Source organism: Marinomonas phycocola (assembly GCF_047525455.1).
Classification (GTDB): Bacteria; Pseudomonadota; Gammaproteobacteria; order Pseudomonadales; family Marinomonadaceae; genus Marinomonas.
Genome location: NZ_JBLIXL010000025.1, coordinates 25,015 through 46,871 on the forward strand (window position 1 = coordinate 25,015; position 21,857 = coordinate 46,871).

Here is a 21,857-nt window from a genome sequence, read left to right on the forward strand (position 1 = left end):
TTGTATGGCTTTTTAAACTGTATTTTTGAGCGTGTTAAAAGCCTTTAACTCTTTGATAAAGTGATTGAAAGCGTTCTTTTTTATCAAGATAGAGGGCGGTTTTTTGTGGATTAGGTTGATACATTTTCACTAGGTTTGGTTTGCCACAAATGTCATCTAATGCGGTATCAAAAGAAACGGCGTTGCCGTGCACACTCAATGCAGCGAGACGAGCCGCACCAAGAGACGGACCAATCTCTCCTCCTTCACGATACGCCATAGGGACATTACATACATCCGCCAGCAGTTGTAGCCAATATTGGCTTTTTGCACCACCTCCGATAACGTCAATGCTGTCACTGACCTTTTGTGCAGAGCGCACAGCGTCTAAGCCATCTAATAAGGCAAAACTGACACCTTCTAGCACCGCCGAAACCAAATCCACAGGGGTTGTTTCATGTGTCATGCCCCAAAAAACACCCTTGGCATTGGCGTCATTATGAGGGGTTCTTTCACCGCTCAAATAGGGTAGAAAGAGCACTTGGCTGTTGCTTTTTTGATTGCTTTCTACCGCAGTCAGTGCTGCTTCAACAGAAGGGAATTGTGTTAATTTAGTTACCCAGTCAAGGCAACTTGCTGCGCTTAAAATCACCGACATGGTGTGCCATGTATTTGGAATGGCGTGACCAAAGCTGTGTAATGCTGCCTCTGGATTGGCGGTAAAGCCGTCACTCACGGAAAATATCACCCCAGAGGTTCCTAGAGACAGCATGGTTTGCTGCTCTTTGATGATCCCCATACCAATGGCGCCAGCGGCGTTGTCACCACCGCCTGCAACAACAGGGACAACGGGCATGTTCCAGCGTTCGGCTATTGCCTTGTGTAATGCGCCCGTTATGTCGGAACCTTCAAACACGGTTGGCATGTGTTCAAGGGCTAGCCCAGTCGCTTGCAACGTGCGCTCACTCCAGTTGCGCTGCTCCATATCCAGCCATAATGTACCAGATGCATCAGAAACATCGGTGGCGTAGTCGCCTGTCATGCGAAAGCGCAAATAATCTTTCGGTAACAGTACTTTATGGATTTGAGCAAAAATATCCGGCTCGTTTTGTTTAACCCAAAGCAGTTTGGGTGCGGTAAAGCCTGGCATCACCAAATTGCCTGTAATGGATTGAACTTCAGGGCAGGCATTTTGCAATGAGTGACATTCCGCATGTGAACGCCCATCATTCCAAAGAATGGCGGGTCTAAGTATTTGGTTTTGTTTATCGAGTAATGTCGCACCATGCATTTGCCCTGAAAGTCCCGCGGCTTTGACATCGGCTAATGGGTGTTCTTTTGCCAAGGCTAGCATAGCGGTGTCGGTGGCCTGCCACCAGCTTTCAGGATCTTGTTCAGACCAAAGTTCGTGCGGGCGTGAAACAGAGAGTGGAGCGGATTGGCTGGCTTTTACTTGCCCGTCTTCCGTCAACAGGATGATTTTTACCCCAGAAGTTCCAAGGTCGATGCCTAAATACATAACGAGTCCTATACAATCATGGATAATCAAATCACAGAGAAAATAATTAACTCAATTCAATCTGTATATGGGTAAGGAACAGATGTGTCACACTTCTGACTTGAATTTAGATTTTTATTTGAGTGAATACTTTCTCAATACTAATGCCTTCGTTTGTCGTGAGGTATTATCTTTTTTTATTTGCTGGTGGCGTTTTTTATAAATAATGAATGCTAATGTCTTTCTTTAGGCGCTAAAAAAACAAAAGAGAAAAAGTGGCCGCTAAAGATCAATGAGGAAAACAATAATAGCCCACCAAATGACAGTAAGGGTAAGGGTAAAGATGGACTATTGTATCAGCTGAGAAGAGAACAGAGCGACCAAGACCGTTGCTAGGCTTGTCAGTAATGATAAATTACCGAGCAACAATCTAGGTTGAGAGTGCTTGAGTGCACCCGAAAATCAATATGGTAGGTATTAAGATTCTATTAATCATTCCTTTTTAATAAATGGATTAATACGTATTTAATAGCCCTATATAAGAACTATTCATTAACTATAATACGATTATGGGCAATTTGTCTGTAATTTATACAAAAAAGCGCGGACATCAAGCATCCCTACTCCGTGAATACTAGGATCATAGTTAGGAATTGATTTATCAGCTGTAGCCAGTAACGTGTCGGCTAGGTTTTCATAACTAGATACAGAGCAGTAGCTTTTACCTAGTGCAAGAGCGCGGGATACAAAAGGGGCTGCTAGAGAAGTGCCTGTCCATTTTAGATATGAATCTTCTGTTCCAGCTAATGAGCCTGCGGATAGAACCTCAGTTCCCAGTGCGATGATCCATCTCTCTTGAACTTTTTCATTATCTCCAGGTATAGACGATGACGAATATAACTCTTTTTTAGAGTCAATGTTGCCTACCATGATTGCATGTTTAGCAAGACTGGTTCCCCAAATGTAATCCACATTTGGATAATCTTTTATGGCTTTGGAGTGGTTTTGTTGAGAGTTTCCACCAGCCCACACATAAAAATTACCATCTGCGATGTGTTCTCTTATAGCTGTACCTCTGTCCAGAGAATAACCCCAGCTACCATTCATTAGACCTAAACCTGTTTCTCCGGGAGTCACTTTCACTTGCTGCGGGTAGTTAAGCAGATCAATATATGCCCCATTAGAAGAGGTGATTACACTTGAAACACCAGAGCAGTGAGGAGTACTTGCAACATTAGCCCAATCACTTCCTTTAAGCCTCATTAAATTTCTATCTTGTGCATCATTTGGGTTAAGCAGGCGTTTTTGTGCTCCATCATCAAATAAAATGCGGTTGACTCTGTGTTTAATATAAGAGTGATTCGGTTCACAGGCTGTGTCGTAAACAGTGACAGGGTAGGATTTTGAATAATTAGCACCCACCTCTTGCGCGGCATCGAATCCCATAAAGCTAAGTTGGTCCTGCATAATCGATTTAAGTGATGGTGTTGCTTCATCATACACATTACATGTAGGAGTATCTGTTTCTCCCATTAGAAAGTCACATTGCTTCACAATATCTACTTGCTCTATGAAAGAGCAAGAATATTCAAAGGCGCTTGTCTTTGAGCAAGTAGGAGTACGCATTGCCACAAAAACCCTATCGAAATTGATTAAATCAAACCCCCAGTCTTGTTCGTAAGAGTTGTTTAATATCTCTGATACGCCAGATATGATGCCAGCCCATTTATAAGGTTTATCAGGCAATGTAGGGGTGAAGTCTAATAGGTTGTATTCCGTAAGTAAGTTTCTTGCCGTAACTTTTATCGTAAGGTCGCTAACAGTGGGTGCGGAGCTATAGGAAAAGGTGCCTGCCGTTGGGCTTATGTCCATATCGGCAAAAAACAATGATTCAGTACCATCTTGATAAGTAAAGTGACAACCTGCTTTATCGTTTCCAAAATATTTGCAGCTTTCAGTAACGGCTCCAACATATCTTTGATTGGAATGGGCGAATTGGTCAATATTATCCGCTCTTATTTTGTCAAATGTATGTTGTAAAATGCTCTTTTTTGAACATTCTCCAGTGTTGGCATCACAGCGATTGTAGTCACCATCATAGTTCATACTTATGACATTAAATTTCTCGCAAATATTTAATGCGTCGCAGCCGAAGCCTTGACTTTGATATTCAAGCACACGTTTTGTAACTGGTTCATTCATGATTAGATCTGGTTCATTCACGATTAGATCTGGTTCATTCACGATTAGATCTGGTTCATTCACGATTAGATCTGGTTCATGGTTATCGCTAGAACCGCCGCCATCGCCATCGCCACCACCGCCACCGCAAGCGGTCAATGCAAACGACGTAATTAATAGTGGTAATGAAAATTTAAACATCTGAGATTCCTTTTAAACGTTTCTTTATCTTTATTCTGAAGTTATTGTATTGGTATATCGAATTTCGATTGCGAAATGCCATCCAGATGACTCGTCACCCTGAAGGTTAAAGGTGGAACCATAGTTGCTGCCATTTTACCGCAACTTGATGTTTAAGATTGACTCAATTGAGAGTCTTTTACCGTCATACAGAAAGTCACTGACAACAGAGAGTTGTGTTTGCTTAATCGTAGTTACAGGGCCTAATGGACTTGCTTTTAATAGATGCCCAGTAGTATTGCGTATTACGTAATCTGTACTGTAAGCAATAAACATGCCTGCATGTATTTCCCGAGTATGTTTCTTATTGTAGAAACATTTCATTTCTATTTTATGAAGCTCTCTGGGTTGGACAGCAAATACAGTAGGGCTGGTCGTACAAGTGTTTTTTCTGGAGCTTGGCTTTATAGTGCTCAACTCAATTAGAGCGCCCTTACCTGTCGGACTATTTACAATGGAATTGGCAGAATCTAATTCATTGGATATTTTATATAAGTATTCCCTCAGGTTTATAAGGTTGTAATGCGTTTTTTCTCTCTGGACATGCCAAAATAAGGCTTGACTGTGCTTTTCCCTGTCAATAAATGCGCTATCGGCCCAAAACTTTCAGCGTTCTTTTTATCAGTCTTGAAAATTTGCTTTACTTCGCTCTCTGGCATAGCTAAAACCAGTTCTTTATCTTTAGGGGATAATCTTTCGATGTTCAATTGTGCTTTAATTGGTTGGGCCATAAGGTCCGAAGATCCAGTTAATAGTAAGGCCGAAAATATTTTAAATTTGTAGGGATGCTGCATATTAAATCCTTTTTTCTTATTCTACATCATATAATTAATGTTTTGTTTGTCTTATATTCTGTTAAAGATGCTCAATCAGAAATGGCAAATCTTGAAAATGTGCCAAATGCAGGCATTAAGCCACCAGAGCTTGCATCATAACGCAATAGCTATAGATTGGCAGAGTCGCCTAAAAATAGAGAGCTTACATGGCTCCCTATTTTTGTGTGCAGTCAGATAGAAAGTGTAGAGTTATCATATTCCTGCTGGTTAATAAGGCATCGATTTCAATTTATCAATAATGGGGTTATTTCTTTTTCAGGCAACGCTTTATTGAAAAAGAATCCTTGCATTTCATCGCATCCGTTTTCACTTACCCATGCCGCTGCTTCAGCCGTTTCGATTCCTTCGGCAATAATATCAGCGCCCATTAATTTACAAATGTCGATGACTATTTTTGCTAACTGAGCGTTGATAGGTAAGTCAGTAATAAGGCTGCGATCAATTTTAATGTAATCAGGAGAGAGTGCTTTTAATCTGGATAGGTTCGAATAACCCATGCCAAAATCATCTACAGCGATCTTGATACCCGCGTCACGAATTTCATTGATGTTGTTCAGTATTTTATCATCGCTTTTAAAGAGTGCTGTTTCTGTAAGCTCTATTTCCAAACGATTCATTAGATCTACATTGATCTCTAATGCTTTTTTTAATGTATCAATAAAGTGAGGTTTTACTAGCTGGTGAATAGAGACATTAATAGAGACAAAAGCATCAATTTGCATTTCTCTCCAAATGGTAATTTGCTGTATTGCTTCCTTGAGCACCCAAATACCTAACTCGTCAATTAATCCAATTTGTTCACACAGAGGGATAAAGGAGTCGGGATAAAGCAGGCCGTGTTTCGGGTGATTCCATCTTACTAACCCTTCTAAAGCAATAATTTTGCGTGTTTTTGTAGAATACCTTGGTTGGTAGTGTAATATCAGTTGATTTTCTAAAATGGCTTGCTTAAGGTCTGATAGCAATTCGTATTCATATTCAAAGTGTTGTTTAATCTCTTCTTCAAAAAAGAAAAATTGATTTTTACCTGCTGATTTTGCTTCGTACATAGCAAGATCAGCATATTGCATAAGCATGTGTATATCATCTGAGTGTGTAGGATAAAGAGAGATTCCGACACTTGGGGTAATTGATAGATGGCCGTTATTGTATTCGATGGGCTTGGCAATAGAATGAATTACCTGTGATGCTCGTTTTTTAAATGATTCAAAGTGACTTTCTTCTATTATTAATAAAAATTCATCACCGCCAAGTCGCATTACAGAATCGTTATGACCACATAAATGAGACAGTCTGTCTGCTACAGTGATCAAAACCTTATCGCCTTCACAATGGCCTAACGTGTCATTTATTGCTTTAAATTCATCCAAATCAATAAACATTAACGCAATTTGTACATTCTTTTCTTTAGCTAGTGCCATGGACTTTTGAAAAATGGTGGGCAATGCATGCCGATTAGGTAACTTAGTTAAAAAATCATGCATTGCCACTGTTTGTGCTAACTTTTCAGCTTCTTTTAAATTACTAACATCTGTGGCGCTGATTAAAATCGACAACTTTCCAGTGACTGGATCATGGCAGTGACGAGCTTCTATATCGTGCCAACTTTTTCCTGTTGCGGTGTGAACTTCTGTTACAATATTTGTTCCGCTACTCTGTGATATTTCTTGTATGAGTTGATCATAATCCATTTTATTAACAAAACGGTCTTTTAATCCGTTTTCATTTGAAATAAATGCACTTCTTGCGGCGGGGTTTAAATAGAGAGTGTTACCCTCTATTTGGTGGAGAGAAATCATTAAACGAGTATGAAGTAGAGCATCCGATCCTCGTGCGACTTCAGGAGGTATGTTATCGATTAAATACCCTTCACAGAGTGTGACTATTCGGTCAGACTCAAGTCTAATACCGCTAAAATGGATATTCACATGAACAGGCTTGCCTTTTGGATACAAAGTCCATTGTTCGGTAAACCGACTGTTTGACGCAATAAAATCTTCAGTATATTGGTTAAGCCTTTTTTTAACGGCTGTAGACATGTCTTTTTGAAAGTCTCTGCGTTTTAATTCTGCTAAATCCTTTGCTGCCCAAATTTCGAGTGCCGCATCATTCGCCCAGATAATTCGTGCAGATTCGTTGTCGAAAACCCAAATAGGAACACTGATATTTCGAACAATTTGAGACTCAATAAAAATAGCATTATCAGATTGCACAGAATGTTCCTCAAAGAATAGCGTCCTTTTTTTTATGAAGTCATTCATTCATAAAATTTATCATTGTTTAAGTATACGTCAAGATAAAATTAATAAAAGTGTTATATTCTAGGTTAATTTCCTGGTTTGAATGATGTGTTTTTTTCGTAATGATTTTTAATCAAAGGTCGACTTGTAAACGTTGTTCTATCGGCGGTGGGCAGGAGCTTTCTCGTACAATAAGTTGTGTTGGCAGAGTCATTTCAGGGTTGGGTTTTTTGCCTGATAGAATGTCCAGCAACAACTTCATAGAGGTTTCTCCGATGAGTTGGCGTGGCTGATGGATTGTGGTGAGTTCGGGTACGCAGTATTCACTTAACGCAAGGTTGTCAAAGCCAATAACAGACAAGTCTGCTGGTACTTTAATATTCATTTCACGGGCAACCTTCAATACACCAATAGCGGCTTCGTCACTGTGGCAGACGATCGCAGAGGGTGGGTTTTTGAGGGCGAGCAATTGCTTGCCGCAGTTGTAACCGCCAAGAAAAGACAAATCGCTTTCAAGGATGTAATGATCTTGAATAGGCAGTTTCCATTTTGTCATGGTTTCTTTATAGCCATTGGTGCGCGCATTAAATACGGGGTTTTCAAGTTTCTCTGTGATGCAGGCTATTTTGTGATGCCCCATCATAATTAAGTATTCAACGCCTTTTTTGGCGCTGTAATTGTTGTCTATGTGAACGGTAGGTACGGCAATGTCGGAAAAGTATTCACCAGCAATGACGATAGGAAGCTTAATCTCTCCCTGTGAATTGAGGATCATGGATTCAGGAATATCCGATGAAAGGGATAGAACGCCGTCTACCAGTTTGCTCTCAAATAATTCAAAATAACTACCGATGCGAGACGATTCATTGCCTGTGTCGCCAATGAGCAGTTTATAGCCGTGCTTGTGAGCCAAGGCTTCAATACCATGCACTACATCAGAGAAAAAGGTGCTGTCTATATTAGGGAGTACAACAACGATGGTTTTCGATTCACTTTTTCGTAAACTACGTGCCAGTCCATTAGGTGAATAGCCTACGTCCAAAGCGGCTTTTTCAACCTTTTGACGAGTACTAGGAGAGACAATTTCTGGATTGGCTAAGGCTCTGGAAACGGTCGCTGTGGACACGCCCGCAAGCTTTGCTACATCTTTAACCGTTGCCATGAAAGTCCAGAGTCAAAAAGAATGAATGAATAACAGAATTCAAAAGAAGTTACCTTGCGTCAATATATACGAAAATAAGGGTAAATCAGTATCTGCTGTATCTTAACAAAAAACCAAACACAAACATATTGGCTACAGGATTTGAAAAGGCAGATTCAACAGAGAAATCATTAGGGCGATAGCCCTAATGATTTACACATGTGCTTTTAGCTTAACTTAACTTAAATGGATGTTGTCTTGAGTAAGTTGATGTTGCTTTTAGTAAGCGGCATCAGCGAAGTAGTAATCCGCTGCATTTTCTTTAGTAACTAAATCCGCACCTAAAATTACACGTGAAGGCTCATGGAATAGGTGACCTATTTTTTCGCCTTTAATGCCATGTACGGCCAGAGCAATACCGGATGCAATCATAGATGGGCTGTAAGTTACTGTTGCACGAACCAGTTTATTATCGTGTTGGATCAGATCAATAATGTCTTTTGATCCAGCACCACCAAGAACGGTTTTAATGTCTGTACGCCCCGCTTCTTCAATGGCTTTTAGAACGCCTTTTAGCATGTCGTCATCTTGACACCAAACCGCATCAATTTTAGGGTGTTTTTGTAAAAAGTTTTCCATTACCGATAAGGCTTTCTGTGTAGACCAGTCACCGGGTTGAGAGTCTAGAATGGTAATGTCTGAATAGTCTGCCATTACCTCGTTAAACGCATCAACACGTTGTTTATTGATCGGAATTTGCAGACCTTCAATCACAACAATGTTGCCTTCTCCTGACATTTCTTCTGCAAGCCATTGTGCACCCACACGACCTAGCCCTGGATTATCACCCGCGATGAAAACATGCTGAGCAGGAGTGGCAAGCTCACGGTCCACAACCACGGTATAAATGTCTTCGCTGTAGGCTTCTTCAATGACTTTTTGTAAGGTAGCAGGGTTATGAGGCAGGATAACTAAGGCGTCGATGCCTTTGATCATCAAATCTTCCACATCGCCGACTTGTTTAGAGCCTGAGCTTGCTGCGACTACATAAAACTCAACATCTTTTTCTTCTTTCTTTAAGTCTTTTACGGCCTTATTTGCCCACCATAATAAACCTGCTGTCCAGCCGTGATCCGCAGAGGGTACACTGATTCCTACTTTATATGTTGCAGCATAGCTACTACTAATGAAGGCAAACAGCATGGTAAACACTGTTAGCACTCTCATGATGTTATTTTTATTTTTCATGGAAATTCTCCGTTGAACCTATGGTTGAATATCGTATTTAGTAATGAGCAAAACGCGAATTTTGCTCGGTTTCTTGCCTTTCTTTTTATGGGATACATGTAAAGAAAAACGAAGTCATTGTGTCTTTTTTAGAGAACGACTCCTCTGTAAAAGTGCACCGTGTGATTATCTATCACCTTTAAATTGCACCAGAACGGCTGTTAAAATGACGAGACCTTTTACCATGCCTTGTAAGTAGGGCGAGATGCCCATGAGGTTCAGCATGTTGTTTATGATGCCGAGAATAACAGCGCCAATGACCGTTCCCCAAATAGTGCCTTTACCACCAGAAAGTGCTGTTCCGCCGATAACAACAGCGGCAATGGCGTCCAATTCGTAAAATAACCCTGCATCACCTGGGCTGACAGAATTCAATCTTGATGCCAGTAATACCGCGGAAATACCCACAGAAAGCCCTGCGATCATAAAAGTTAAAAAATACACCCAGCGAACTTTAATAGCGGAATAGGATGCGACTTTTGAGTTGGAACCCACGGCGCAAACATGACGACCAAAGGCGCTGTGTTTTAATAAAATATGGTAAGCAACAGCCAATAATAAGAAGATCCAGACTGGATAGGGGATGGCCCATAAATAACCGCCACCAATGTCAGAGAAGTGTTGGTTTTCTGAAACGACTTCGCCCGCATCGCTGATATAAAGCGTCATCGAGCGGAAAATAGACATGGTCGCGAGGGTGGCAATAAAAGAAGCGACCTTCCCACGAGTGATAATCAGACCATTAATGGCCCCAAATACGCCACCCAATGCGATGGCAGATGAAACGGCCATGGCCACAGCCCACCAGCCATCGCCAGCGCCGTTGATGATCATAATGGACAATACGCCAACCAGCGCCACCATAGAGCCGACGGATAAATCAATGCCACCTGCGATGATCACAAAGGTCATGCCAAGCGCAATAATGCCCGTATAGGAAACCTGCCTTAACACATTGGTAATGTTTCTTGGCATAAGGAAATGCTCACTCGCAATCGAAGAAAATACGATCAGAATAAGTAAGGCAATAAAAGGCGCGTAAGCTGCAATGTTAAGCCGTTTCATGCGGGTTATCATCGGCGACAACTGGGACATGATCATAGTGGAACCTCGTTTTTACGTATTTATTATTAATAATGGTCGGCATTCGTTTTTTTAGTACATTACTAATGTTTTTGTTATGCTCTGGCCATGGTTTTTAAGCCTGCCGCGTAATACATGATTTCTTTTTCATTGATTGCATTCCCAGTAAGTTCGCCCATTATCTCTCCGGATCGCATCACCATGACTCGATTGGATAAGCCCATTACTTCTTCCAACTCCGAAGAAATGACGATGACCGATACCCCTTGTTCTGTTAAGGTGCGGATAAAGTGGTAAATTTCTTTTTTGGTATTCACGTCGATACCGCGTGTCGGCTCATCTAAAATAAGAATGTTTGGGTGTGTGTCCATCCATTTGGACAAATACACTTTTTGCTGATTACCACCGCTGAGATTGGCTAAATTGGAATGAATTGATGCGGCTTTTATATCAAAGCGTTTTACGTAGTCTCGGGCGACCGCTTTCTCTTTTTTATATTGAATAAGTCCGCGAACATACGACGATAGAGAGATCAGTGTGATGTTTTTAGGGATATCAAAATTCATGATCAGCCCTTTGCCTTGTCGATCTTCTGACAAGTAAGCAAGGTTGTGCTGCACTGCATCGGAGATGGTGTTGATTTCGACAGGACGTCCGTCAATTTCCACATCACCTGAGTCTTTTTTGCGTAGCCCCATAATAGCCTCAGCGGTTTCTGTACGACCCGCGCCAATCAAGCCTGAAAAGCCTAAAGCCTCGCCTTTTTTAAGATCAAAATTGATGTTCTTTAACAAACCATGAATCGATAAATTACGAACTTTAAGGACGATCTCTTCTCCATGCTTTGCCCGTTGTGGATAGATTTGGTTGAGTTCACGGCCAACCATCTTACGTGCCATGTCTTCTTCGTTGATGTCACTCACATCGTCAACACTGATCAAATGTCCGTCTCTTAAAATTGCTAAGCGATCGCACAGATGTTTTACCTCTTTCAACTTATGAGAAATGAAAATAATGGTCACACCGCGTTGTTTTAAGGTCTCCACAAGGCCAAAGAAAATGTCCACCTCATGATCAGTCAGCACGGTCGTTGGCTCGTCCATAATTAAGATGCGCGATTCATTGACTAAAGCTTTGGCAATTTCCACCATTTGCTTTTCTGCGACGCTCAAATTTTCAATCAATGAGTCAGGATTGAGATCGGTTTCTAATTCTTTTAATAGCTGGTTTGCTTTATTGCGCATCAGTGATTTATCGAGTAAAAAGCCTTTCTTGATCTCATTGCCAAGGAAGATATTCTCAAAAACATTGAGGCTGCTGATGAGATTAAACTCTTGCGGAATCATCGCAATGCCTAACCGTTTGGCGTCCGCAGAGGATTGGATTACCACTTCTTCGCCGTCAATTTTAATACTGCCCGAGGTCTTGGTGTAAATGCCGCTGATGATCTTTAATAGAGTCGATTTACCTGCGCCATTTTCACCCAGCACACCCAGTACTTCACCAGAAAAAATATCTAAAGTGATCTTGTGCAGAACTCTCACGCCAGAGAACTCTTTGACTATGCCTTTGATTTGCATAACGGGAACATTCATCAGGCTTACCTCTTTTTTTAATTAGTGTCTCACCTAATCAGTATCTTGTCTGTGTTCAGTCGTTTACGTAGTTTGAAGGAATAACAGGCTACGTACAGGTGCTCGCAAGCGTACGCCACGCACTGTTATTCTTAGAGGAATCCAGTACCGCCGTAATGAACTTCATGCCTTCAATTCCATCGTTAACACTTGGAATAAGCCCTTGAACCGAATTAACCTCTGCGCCATCTTCAATGGCGTTAATCGCAAGGGCGATGTCGAGATACAAATTGGCAAAACCTTCCAAATAGCCTTCGGGATGCCCTGCAGGAATTCGAGATAACCGGTTTGCTTCAGCGCCAGCGCCATGGCCTGCACGGGTGATTTTTTGAGTTGGCTCACCAAACACCGACAACCAAAGTTCATTTGGTGACTCTTGACTCCATTCAATGCCGGCTTTTTCACCATAAATACGGACTTTCAAACCGTTTTCATTACCGGGTGCCACTTGGCTCGACCACAACATGCCTTTGGCACCTTGATCAAATCGCAACATGGTGTGAACGTTGTCATCTAAGCGACGGCCTTTTACAAATGCCGTTAAATCGGCGGAGACTTCTTGGACTTTTTGGCCGGATATAAAGCAGGCTAAATTAAAGGCATGTGTACCAATGTCCCCTAAGCAACCTGCCATACCAGACTTCTCTGGATCAGTTCGCCATTTGGCTTGTTTATTGTCCGAATCTTCGGCCTTGTTTGTGAGCCAGTCTTGAGGATATTCCGCTTGAATAACGCGTAAATCGCCCAGTACCCCCGTATCAACAAGGTGCTTTGCGTGTCTTACTAATGGGTAACCTGTGTAATTATGGGTAAGTGCAAAAAAAGCACCAGATTGGTTTACTAACTCTTTTAATGCTAGCGCTTCGCTTAAATCTTTCGTGACAGGTTTATCACAAATGACGTGAATGCCTTGCTCTAAAAAAGCACGAGCTACAGGGAAGTGCATGTGATTTGGTGTGACGATAATAACGGCCTGAATGCCATCGGTACGGTGTTTTTCTGCGACCGCCATTGCTTGAAATGATGGGTAAGAGCGTTCTTTATTGATGCCCAATTTTAACGCCGATGTAAGTGCTCTTTCAGGGTTGGAAGACAGCGCCCCAGCCACCAATTCAAAGCCATCATCAATGCGTGTCGCGATGCGATGTACCGCTCCAATAAAAGCGCCGTCTCCGCCGCCAACCATACCAATTCGAATGCGTTTGTATGTCATGATATTGTCTCTCTCATTCTTGATGCTATTGTTTTTTTCTGAGCTAATTTAAGCCAAGAATGCGACGGTTCATGGCATGATCAATGCCGCTAGAGGCAAAATCATCAAAAGCGCGTTCGGTAATGCGAATCAAATGATCGTTAACAAATTTAACGCCTTCCTCTGCACCTGCTTCAGGGTGTTTCATGCAGCATTCCCATTCAATGACTGCCCAGCCATCAAAATCATATTGAGTAAGCTTGGAGAAAATGCCTTTGAAATCCACTTGACCGTCGCCTAAAGAACGAAAGCGTCCCACTCGGTCTATCCAGCTCTGGTAGCCGCCGTACACACCTTGTCTGCCTGTGGGATTAAATTCTGCATCTTTTACGTGGAACATTTTGATGCGTTCGTGGTAGATATCGATAAAGGCCAAATAATCGAGTTGTTGCAACACAAAGTGAGAGGGGTCAAATAAAATGTTCGCTCTTGAGTGATGGTTGGTGGCTTCGAGAAACAAGTCGAACGTTGCCCCATCGTGTAGATCTTCCCCTGGGTGAATTTCATAGCATACGTTTACACCACAGCGATCAAATTCGTCCAAAATAGGCAGCCAGCGATTGGCCAGTTCTTTGAAGCCTTCTTCAACCAATCCAGCTGGTCTTTGGGGCCAAGGGTAGAGGTAAGGCCAAAGTAGTGCCCCCGAAAAGGTAACATGATTAGTAAGACCAAGATTTTTTGACGCTTGGGCAGATTTGAATAATTGATCAACGGCCCATTTTTGCCTGGCATCGGGATGGCCTTTCACATGATCAGGGGCAAAACCATCAAACATATCGTCATAGGCAGGGTGAACTGCAACCAATTGCCCTTGTAAGTGAGTGGATAATTCGGTGACAACCATGTCGTATTTTGCAAGCGTGTCTTGCAGTGAACGGCAGTAGTCTAGGTCGCTTGCGGCGCGATCTAGATCAAACAATCTTTGGTCCCATGTTGGGATTTGCACACCTTTAAAACCGATTCTGGATGCCCATTCGATGATATTTTCAAATGAGTTGAAGGGGGCTTCATCGCTGGCAAATTGGGCAAGAAACAGCGCAGGACCTTTTAAGGCTTTCATAAGGTTAACCTCATCATTATTTTTATTAGTGTAGGTTTTATTTTATGTAATCGATTACATTTCTATCTTCAAAAAAAGACTTAAAACGCTATTTCGCTAAGTCTTTTTACTCGATCTGAATTGAGTATAGTGATTTTAAACCCTGTGTAAATGGGTTTTTTTACTGAAAATGGGAAAAAAATGGTTTTCAATAGAAATGTAACAAATGAAATAAATTACAAAAAAGTTGCTAAATAGCCGTTTTTTAGAATGTTTTTTATAAATAAAAAGAAAAAATGCTGCAAAAAAAACTAACCAAATACAAAAAAAAGATAATTTTACCCATCGCGCTTTCGTTTTACATTCTAATCACTCCTTTTGGGAGAATCGTTCACTTAATAAGAATAAAAGGAATGAAAATGAAAAAGTTAATTTCTATTGGTTTGCTTGCTGCTACGTGCGCTGTTGGTCCTGCTATGGCGTCTGGTGAGAAAATTGGTTTGTTGATGTCTGATCTACGTTTAGAGCGCTGGCAGAAAGACCGAGACTTATTTACCGAAGCCGCTGAATCTCTGGGAGCAAAAGTATACACCCAATCCGCTAACGGTGATGTAAGAACTCAAATCTCTCAAATTGAAAACATGATTTCTCGCGGCGTGGATGTGTTGGTGATTGTGCCAGAAAATGGCGAAGTGCTTAGCAATGTCTTAGCTGAAGCAAAATCCGAAGGCATCAAAGTATTGGCCTATGATCGATTGATTAAGTTTGCTGATATCGACTTGTATGTGTCGTTTGATAACGTTCGAGTAGGCGAAATGCAGGCAGAAGCATTACTGAAACGCACACCAACAGGAAACTACTTTCTAATGGGTGGCTCACCGACAGACAACAACGCGAAGATGTTTCGTGAAGGCCAAATGAACGTACTGCAACCTGCAATCGATTCAAAAGCAATCAATGTAGTGGGCGACCAATGGGCAATGGGTTGGTCAGCGGAAGCGGCGTTGAACATTATGGAAAATGGCTTAACTGCCAACAACAATAACATCGATGCGGTCGTTGCATCCAACGACGGAACCGCTGGTGGTGCAATTCAAGCTCTTGCGGCCCAAGGTCTGGATGGGAAGGTTGTAATTTCAGGACAAGACGCGGACCTTGCCGCTATGCGTCGTATCGTGAAAGGCACGCAAACCATGACAGTGTACAAACCGATCGCAAAACTGGCGAAAACCAGTGCTGAAATGGCGATGAAATTGGCGAGAAATGAAACAATTTCATCCTCAGGTTATGTGAACAACGGCACTAAAGACGTTGATGCTGTGTTACTTGCACCGGTTGCTGTGTCTAAAGACAATTTAGACAGCACAGTCATTGCAGACGGCTTCCATACTCGTGATGACGTTTATAACCCTTAATTAATTCGCAATACAGGTATTCAAGTGGATGCCTGTATTTTTCATAGGGGAACAATATGACGCAACCACTATTAGAAATGCGTAACATCGTGAAAAGTTTTTCCGGTGTGCGAGCATTAAATGGAGTCAGCATCACATTGTCTGGCGGAGAAGTCTTATCTATTTGTGGTGAGAATGGCTCAGGCAAATCCACGTTAATGAAAGTACTCAGTGGCGTTTGGCCGTTTGGTTCTTACGAAGGAGAGATTTTCTTTGAAGGCCAACCTGTTAAAGCAACGGGGATTCGAGACACTGAGGCCCTAGGCATTGTGATTATTCACCAAGAATTGGCATTGGTTAAAGACATGTCGATTTTGGAAAATATCTTCTTAGGCAATGAATTGGGTGGCTTTACTCGGTTAAATGATGAAGAAATGTATCGCACTACACGGGATGTATTGAAACGGGTGAAACTGGATGTATCGCCCAGTACCTTGATTCGGGAGTTGGGCGTTGGGCAACAACAATTGGTAGAGATTGCCAAAGCCCTTAATAAAAACGTCAAGCTGTTGATTTTAGATGAGCCTACGTCGTCACTGACGCGCAATGAAATTCAAATACTCTTAGACATTGTGCAGGATTTAAAGTCACAAGGGATCGCCTGTGTTTACATTTCCCATAAGTTGGATGAGGTCTTATCTTTGTCGAACTGGGTGGCGGTTATCCGTGATGGAGATCATATCGGTACCAAATTAGCCAACGAACTGACGCAAAATGACATTATCGGCATGATGGTTGGGCGTGAGTTAGAAGAGCTGTTTCCAAGAGAAGAGCACGACATTGGTGAGGTGGTATTAGAGGTAAAGCACGCCCATGCTATGCAAGCGGGGGCGTCGGTTCCTCAAGTAAACGACGTCAGCTTTTCTCTTAAACGCGGCGAAATCCTTGGGATCGCAGGTTTGATTGGTTCAGGCCGAACCGAATTGATGCAATGCATTTATGGTTGTTACGACGGACGCTATAACGCGACGATTGAAATGGATGGCAAACCATTAAGTATTCGTTCTCAAAGAGAGGCGTTAGCTGCTGGTATCGCCATGGTTCCTGAAGACAGAAAACGGCATGGTATTGTTCCTATTATGGGGGTTGGCAGAAACATCAGCTTGTCCGTGTTACGTGATTACGTTACGTCTTTTGGCGGCATAAACGTTGGCAGCATTGATGAAAGCCGAGAATCTCAGGACATCATTGACTACATCTCTCGATTAAAAGTAAAAACCGCATCACCTGAATTACCGATTAAAAACCTCAGTGGCGGTAATCAACAAAAAGCGATCATTGCTAAATGCCTATTAACCAACCCTAAGATTCTGATTCTGGATGAACCGACTCGTGGTATCGACGTGGGCGCGAAATATGAAATCTATAAATTGATGTATGCCTTAGTAAAAGAGGGGGTGTCCATCATTATGGTGTCTTCTGAATTGCCTGAAGTTATTGGCATCAGTGACCGAGTGTTGGTGATGCACGAAGGAAGTCTCAAAGGTGAATTTGACCATCAAGGGCTCACTCAAGAAATGATAATGAACTGCGCTATAAAAGAAGGTGTATAGAATGTTTAAAACAATCAAAACAAGCCAGCTGCAACTGCTCGCGATGATAACGGCAATGCTGCTTATCATTGTGTTTTTCTCGATTGCAACGGAAGGTGCCTTTATTACACCGCGTAATATTTCCAATTTAATTCGTCAAACCGCGATTGTGGGTGTACTGGCCATTGGCATGGTGTTCGTTATCATCAGTGCTGAAATTGATTTGTCCGTGGGCTCTATGATGGGTCTATTAGGAGGCGTCGCCGCCATATTGGATGTGTGGTTGCATCTACCGATTGCATTAACCATCTTGATTACGGTGTGCTCGGGCTTGGTGTTGGGCTTGTTTAATGGCTGGTGGGTTGCCTATCAAAGAGTGCCTTCCTTTATCGTTACGTTAGCGGGTATGTTGGCTTTTCGAGGTATTTTAGTGGGGTTAACCGATGGTGCGACTGTCGCACCGACCTCCAGTGATTTGTCTATTATTGGGCAGAGTTACATCCCATCGGGCTGGGGTGTTAGCGTTATTGGCGTTTTGTGCCTTGGGCTTGTAGCGCAGGTGTATTCCCGTCGTAAAGCGCGAGTGAACCATGGATTAGAAAACACCAAGGCAAAGTTTGAGTACACAAAAGCGTTTATTGTTGTGGCAGTGTTACTTGGGTTGTTGGTTTCATTAGAGAACTATCGTGGCATTCCTACTCCGATACTGGTAATGGGCGGCTTGATTTTATTGGCCACGTACATTGCTAAGCGAACCGCATTTGGTCGTCGAGTGTACGCAATCGGTGGCAACATTGAAGCGGCTCGTATGTCTGGGGTAAATGTTGAATGGAATAAAATGTGGGTCTTTGGATTCAACGGAATGATGGTCGCCATCGCCGCCTTGATCCTGACATCACGACTGGGCGCTGGTTCCCCCTCTGCGGGTAACATGGCGGAACTCGATGCCATCGCTGCCTGTGTAATTGGTGGCACCAGCTTGGCTGGAGGCATAGGAACGGTGTTTGGCGCAATCATGGGCGCGTTGATCATGGCAAGCTTGGACAATGGCATGAGCATGCTAGACGTACCTACATTCTGGCAACTGATTGTTAAAGGCTCGATCTTATTACTCGCTGTATGGTTGGATGTGAAAACGAAAAAATCACACTAATTCATACAGTAAATACATGGAAGCCGCTTACTCAAGCGGCTTTTTACCCCTCCCTACATAAAAAACCATATCAGTAGTCAGTCTGACAACACCCGCAACCCTCACAAAGCCGAATAATCACACGCAGAAAAGCCTTCGCCTTTTCTGCTTGGGTCACTGTCGTCGGCAGGTAGGTTGGAAAAGCCGTAGGCGTCTTCCGACATGGTAAGGGTGTATGCAACAATAGATGACTGGAAAATTTGAAACCCCTTTCAATTCAGAACACACTTGGTCACGCCCCAACCAATCATACTCAGCAAAATCTTCGTCTTTTCTGCTTGCGTTACTGTCGTCGTCAGCGCAGAAAAGACAGAAGCCTTTTAATTTAATTGAACATCGCTTTTTTGTAGGTCGCGCCTTCAGGCCGACAAATCTACCTCTTTGATTAATTGAATCTGTAATGTTCCCTCCCCTTATGTCTTTCAAGGGTCAGGGAGGGGTAAAGCTCACTAGGCCGCTAGGCCGGATAAATGGTTAGATTCAATGACATCTTCTTGAAACACGAAAAGCAGTGTGGAGTCTTGCCTAATTCCATGAATGCGAGTAAAAGTATAAAAAAGCAATACAAAAAAATCTAAAAACACGAAGGTTTTTGAAAAGAAACCTCTGAGAGTACAAAAAAACACCGCGATATAAACAGGGACGTCGCTGATCTTGAAAAAGCAAATTCCCTATAAATAAAGCGGCCGTTCAACAGACGGTTATAACCATGGCTACGCCACTGTATAACCGCTTAGTAGTTAAATCGCACTAGAAATTATATTTTATTGAGGCCAGTGGCTATACCAATATCAAGCCACTAAAGAGTTATCAGCTACTATTTATGTGTAATATTCACATACCAGCGTTTTTGTTCTGGTGCCAATAGAAGGTTTGCGTTAACTTGAGTATTAACATATTCGGCATGGTGTGCCGTTAGACAAATCGCAACGGAAGCGTATTCAAATCCTCCTTCCGTTTTAAACTAATCTAAACAGGCAACACACACTGTTATTAGCCAGTGCGTAGTGCTTGTTTAACAAGCGCATTAAATCTGACTCCGTAAACTTGTCACCTTTTTTGTAAAAAACCACAAAAAAGTTGCCAAATTTACTGTGCAATTTATGCGAGCGTTAACTGAATTTTAAACTCTCGCTAACTTAAAAGGAGCTACCTATTATGAAGTGCCAAATAGCAAAAAAAGAAGGAAATATACTTATTACTATCAAAGGACAGCTGTATCAATTTCCATTTATTCTTTTACGAGATGCATGCTAGTGTTCTGAATGCTATATAAAAGAAACTTTTGAACGAAAACATAAAATTGAAAATTTCGATGTTGATGTTTATCCACTAAAAGCAACATCTGACCAAACAATATTACATATCGATTGGTCAGATGATCACTCTTCAGCTTACTCAGTTGAAATAATAAAAAATATAAAGGGATTCCAATCTCACACTATAGAGGAAGAGCCCTGGAAAGATAATTATAATTTGTTTTCTTTTGATTATGAAAAAATAGAATCAGACAATAAATACCTTAAGGAAATGTTAGAAACCTTTCTTAGTCAAGGAATTGTTAAGTTATGCAATGCTCCCATAGAAAAAAACTTTGTAGAACAATTTGCCTACCAGCTTGGTTGTGTTCGCGAGATTGTATTTGACAGAATAGCTGATATTGTTATTAAAAAAGATGCCTATACTCAAGGCTTTACTCTGGTAGATCTACCTCTGCATACTGATTGCTAGGGATATAGATGGCCACCTAGTGTTTTTGCTTTTCATTGCCTTAAAAGGAGCACTTATATTAAAAAACAATTATCCTCATCATTACAAAACGCTAACTGAACAACAAATTGGGTTCCGATTATTTTCAAAAACACATGATACACGGAGTATTAAACCAGTAATTGAAATTTTAGGTGATGGGACTATTGGAATTATCAGGTATGCAAATTGGACGATTAACCACACTATTGGAATCGACAATGAAGGTTTAAAAGCGTGCTTCTCAGCTCTCGCCTGCTTTGGGAACATATTAAATAAAATCAAAATAGAGTTAAAATTAATGCCTAGCGAACTATTACTAGTAAATAATCACCGTATTACACACGGAAGAAAATCATTCGACCTTACATCAGGTAATCGTCACTTTCAGCAAGTATATTTGGAAATTGACGACATTGAAGCTAAGTGGAGGAGCTTATAAAATGAATTTTTTAAAAAGAGATGAGCTACTTTTCCTTGTTCTCTGGAGTTCAGGTTACGTCGGGGCTAAAATAGGCATTCCTTTATCAGGCACATTTACAATACTCTTTTATAGATATGCCTTGGTTGTATTGATTGTTGGTTTAATTATAGGCTACAAAAAGCAATGGCAATTACCAACTATACATACTCTCACTTTAGGGTTCTTAGCACATTTTTTTTGGTTAGTTTGTATATTAAAATCATTTGAGTATGGAATGAATGCAGGTTCAGCAGCGTTAATTGCTGCCCTTCAGCCTATTTTGACAGCATTAGTTGCTGCGGGGGTTCTTGCTGAGAAAAATACTAAATTAGAATGGCTTGGGGTACTTACTGGTTTTGTTGGAGTTTGTATTTTTGTAAGCGGTGACAGAGTTTTTAGTGGTACTCCTTTGTGGGTCTATCTATTACCATTGGCAGCAACTGTAAGTCTAACTCTTATAACTATTATGGAAAGAAAAAACTCCTCAAAACAAAAAAAGGAATTACCAATAATGGTTTCGTTATTTTGGCAAGCAACTGTTACCCTTATTTTACTCATTCCGCTAGCATGGAAATTTGAAAACTTTTATGCGGATTTAGGAATTAATTTCTTATTTTCAGTAGCTTGGCTTGCCATTGTTGTTTCTATCCTTGCTTATGGAATGATGTTTTATCTAATTAGAACTAGAGAAGCAACAAGAGTTTCCGCGTTGCAATATTTTGTCCCTGCCACAACAATGATAATTGCTTACATTGTTTTCAAAGAAAGTGTAAGTTTAATGGGGATATTCGGTTTAACAATAACATCAATTGGATTTTATTTACTGCATAAAGGAAATAGTTTAAAGAATCATGAAGGAATGAAGGGGTCGGAATGAAGGGGGGCAAGTGTTGATAAAATACCTTTAAGTCATCAGTACCCATTTATAATTCAGCTAACAAGTGACTATGGTGTCAATTCCTAATGTTAAACCATTTTAGGGTTCCACATGACACCATCTCTCACCATCGAATTTATGATCACTACGAGCTTTCTTATACAGGCAATAATGGCGACT

17 protein-coding genes are annotated in these 21,857 nt (G+C 41.4%); 6 read left to right on the top strand and 11 right to left on the bottom strand.

The window, feature by feature from the left end; translation table 11 throughout:
• Positions 1-34: 34 nt before the first annotated feature.
• The 11 genes from xylB to ACMUMJ_RS14685 form a co-directional block, all read right to left on the bottom strand.
• Positions 35-1,498, bottom strand: coding sequence for a xylulokinase (gene xylB / locus ACMUMJ_RS14635; RefSeq protein WP_414679597.1), 1,464 nt, complete (start codon positions 1,496-1,498; stop codon positions 35-37).
• A gap of 546 nt (positions 1,499-2,044) precedes the next feature.
• Complete coding sequence (locus tag ACMUMJ_RS14640; RefSeq protein WP_414679598.1) at positions 2,045-3,859, bottom strand: S8 family serine peptidase; 1,815 nt, start codon at positions 3,857-3,859, stop codon at positions 2,045-2,047.
• Positions 3,860-3,994: 135 nt separating this feature from the next.
• Positions 3,995-4,315: a hypothetical protein gene (locus ACMUMJ_RS14645; RefSeq protein ID WP_414679599.1), complete on the bottom strand. Its 321-nt coding sequence runs from the start codon at positions 4,313-4,315 to the stop codon at positions 3,995-3,997.
• Positions 4,316-4,407: 92 nt separating this feature from the next.
• The gene (locus tag ACMUMJ_RS14650; RefSeq protein ID WP_414679600.1) at positions 4,408-4,629 is read right to left on the bottom strand and encodes a hypothetical protein; all 222 of its coding nucleotides are present in this window, start codon (positions 4,627-4,629) and stop codon (positions 4,408-4,410) included.
• A gap of 329 nt (positions 4,630-4,958) precedes the next feature.
• On the bottom strand, positions 4,959-6,947 hold the full coding sequence (locus ACMUMJ_RS14655) for an EAL domain-containing protein (protein ID WP_414679601.1): 1,989 nt from the start codon (positions 6,945-6,947) through the stop codon (positions 4,959-4,961).
• 160 nt (positions 6,948-7,107) lie between these two features.
• Positions 7,108-8,136, bottom strand: a complete 1,029-nt coding sequence (locus ACMUMJ_RS14660) for a LacI family DNA-binding transcriptional regulator (protein WP_414679602.1) — start codon at positions 8,134-8,136, stop codon at positions 7,108-7,110.
• Positions 8,137-8,394: 258 nt separating this feature from the next.
• A complete protein-coding gene (locus tag ACMUMJ_RS14665) occupies positions 8,395-9,363 on the bottom strand; it encodes a substrate-binding domain-containing protein (protein ID WP_414679603.1) in 969 nt (322 codons plus the stop codon).
• A 165-nt stretch (positions 9,364-9,528) separates the two neighbouring features.
• Positions 9,529-10,467: an ABC transporter permease gene (locus ACMUMJ_RS14670; protein ID WP_414679604.1), complete on the bottom strand. Its 939-nt coding sequence runs from the start codon at positions 10,465-10,467 to the stop codon at positions 9,529-9,531.
• A gap of 113 nt (positions 10,468-10,580) precedes the next feature.
• Positions 10,581-12,080, bottom strand: a complete 1,500-nt coding sequence (locus ACMUMJ_RS14675; protein ID WP_414679605.1) for a sugar ABC transporter ATP-binding protein — start codon at positions 12,078-12,080, stop codon at positions 10,581-10,583.
• A gap of 88 nt (positions 12,081-12,168) precedes the next feature.
• Positions 12,169-13,332, bottom strand: a complete 1,164-nt coding sequence (locus ACMUMJ_RS14680; RefSeq protein WP_414679606.1) for a Gfo/Idh/MocA family protein — start codon at positions 13,330-13,332, stop codon at positions 12,169-12,171.
• A 43-nt stretch (positions 13,333-13,375) separates the two neighbouring features.
• Entirely contained in the window at positions 13,376-14,431 is a 1,056-nt protein-coding gene (locus ACMUMJ_RS14685; protein WP_414679607.1) for a sugar phosphate isomerase/epimerase family protein, read from the bottom strand.
• Between the two features lie 398 nt (positions 14,432-14,829).
• Here ACMUMJ_RS14685 and xylF point away from each other — a divergent pair, with 398 nt between their 5' ends.
• From xylF to ACMUMJ_RS14715, 6 genes are all read left to right on the top strand, one after another.
• Positions 14,830-15,825 carry a D-xylose ABC transporter substrate-binding protein gene (gene xylF / locus ACMUMJ_RS14690; protein WP_414679608.1) on the top strand — a complete coding sequence of 332 codons (996 nt, stop codon included), beginning with the start codon at positions 14,830-14,832 and terminating at the stop codon, positions 15,823-15,825.
• A gap of 56 nt (positions 15,826-15,881) precedes the next feature.
• Positions 15,882-17,417: a xylose ABC transporter ATP-binding protein gene (locus ACMUMJ_RS14695; RefSeq protein WP_414679609.1), complete on the top strand. Its 1,536-nt coding sequence runs from the start codon at positions 15,882-15,884 to the stop codon at positions 17,415-17,417.
• 1 nt (position 17,418) lies between these two features.
• Positions 17,419-18,549, top strand: a complete 1,131-nt coding sequence (locus ACMUMJ_RS14700) for a sugar ABC transporter permease (RefSeq protein ID WP_414679610.1) — start codon at positions 17,419-17,421, stop codon at positions 18,547-18,549.
• 1,515 nt (positions 18,550-20,064) lie between these two features.
• Positions 20,065-20,319 carry a hypothetical protein gene (locus ACMUMJ_RS14705; RefSeq protein WP_414679611.1) on the top strand — a complete coding sequence of 85 codons (255 nt, stop codon included), beginning with the start codon at positions 20,065-20,067 and terminating at the stop codon, positions 20,317-20,319.
• Positions 20,320-20,338: 19 nt separating this feature from the next.
• Positions 20,339-20,779 (top strand): TauD/TfdA family dioxygenase, encoded by a 441-nt coding sequence (locus ACMUMJ_RS14710; RefSeq protein WP_414679612.1) that lies wholly within the window; start codon positions 20,339-20,341, stop codon positions 20,777-20,779.
• A gap of 1 nt (position 20,780) precedes the next feature.
• Entirely contained in the window at positions 20,781-21,677 is an 897-nt protein-coding gene (locus tag ACMUMJ_RS14715; RefSeq protein WP_414679613.1) for a DMT family transporter, read from the top strand.
• The last annotated feature ends 180 nt before the right edge of the window (positions 21,678-21,857 follow it).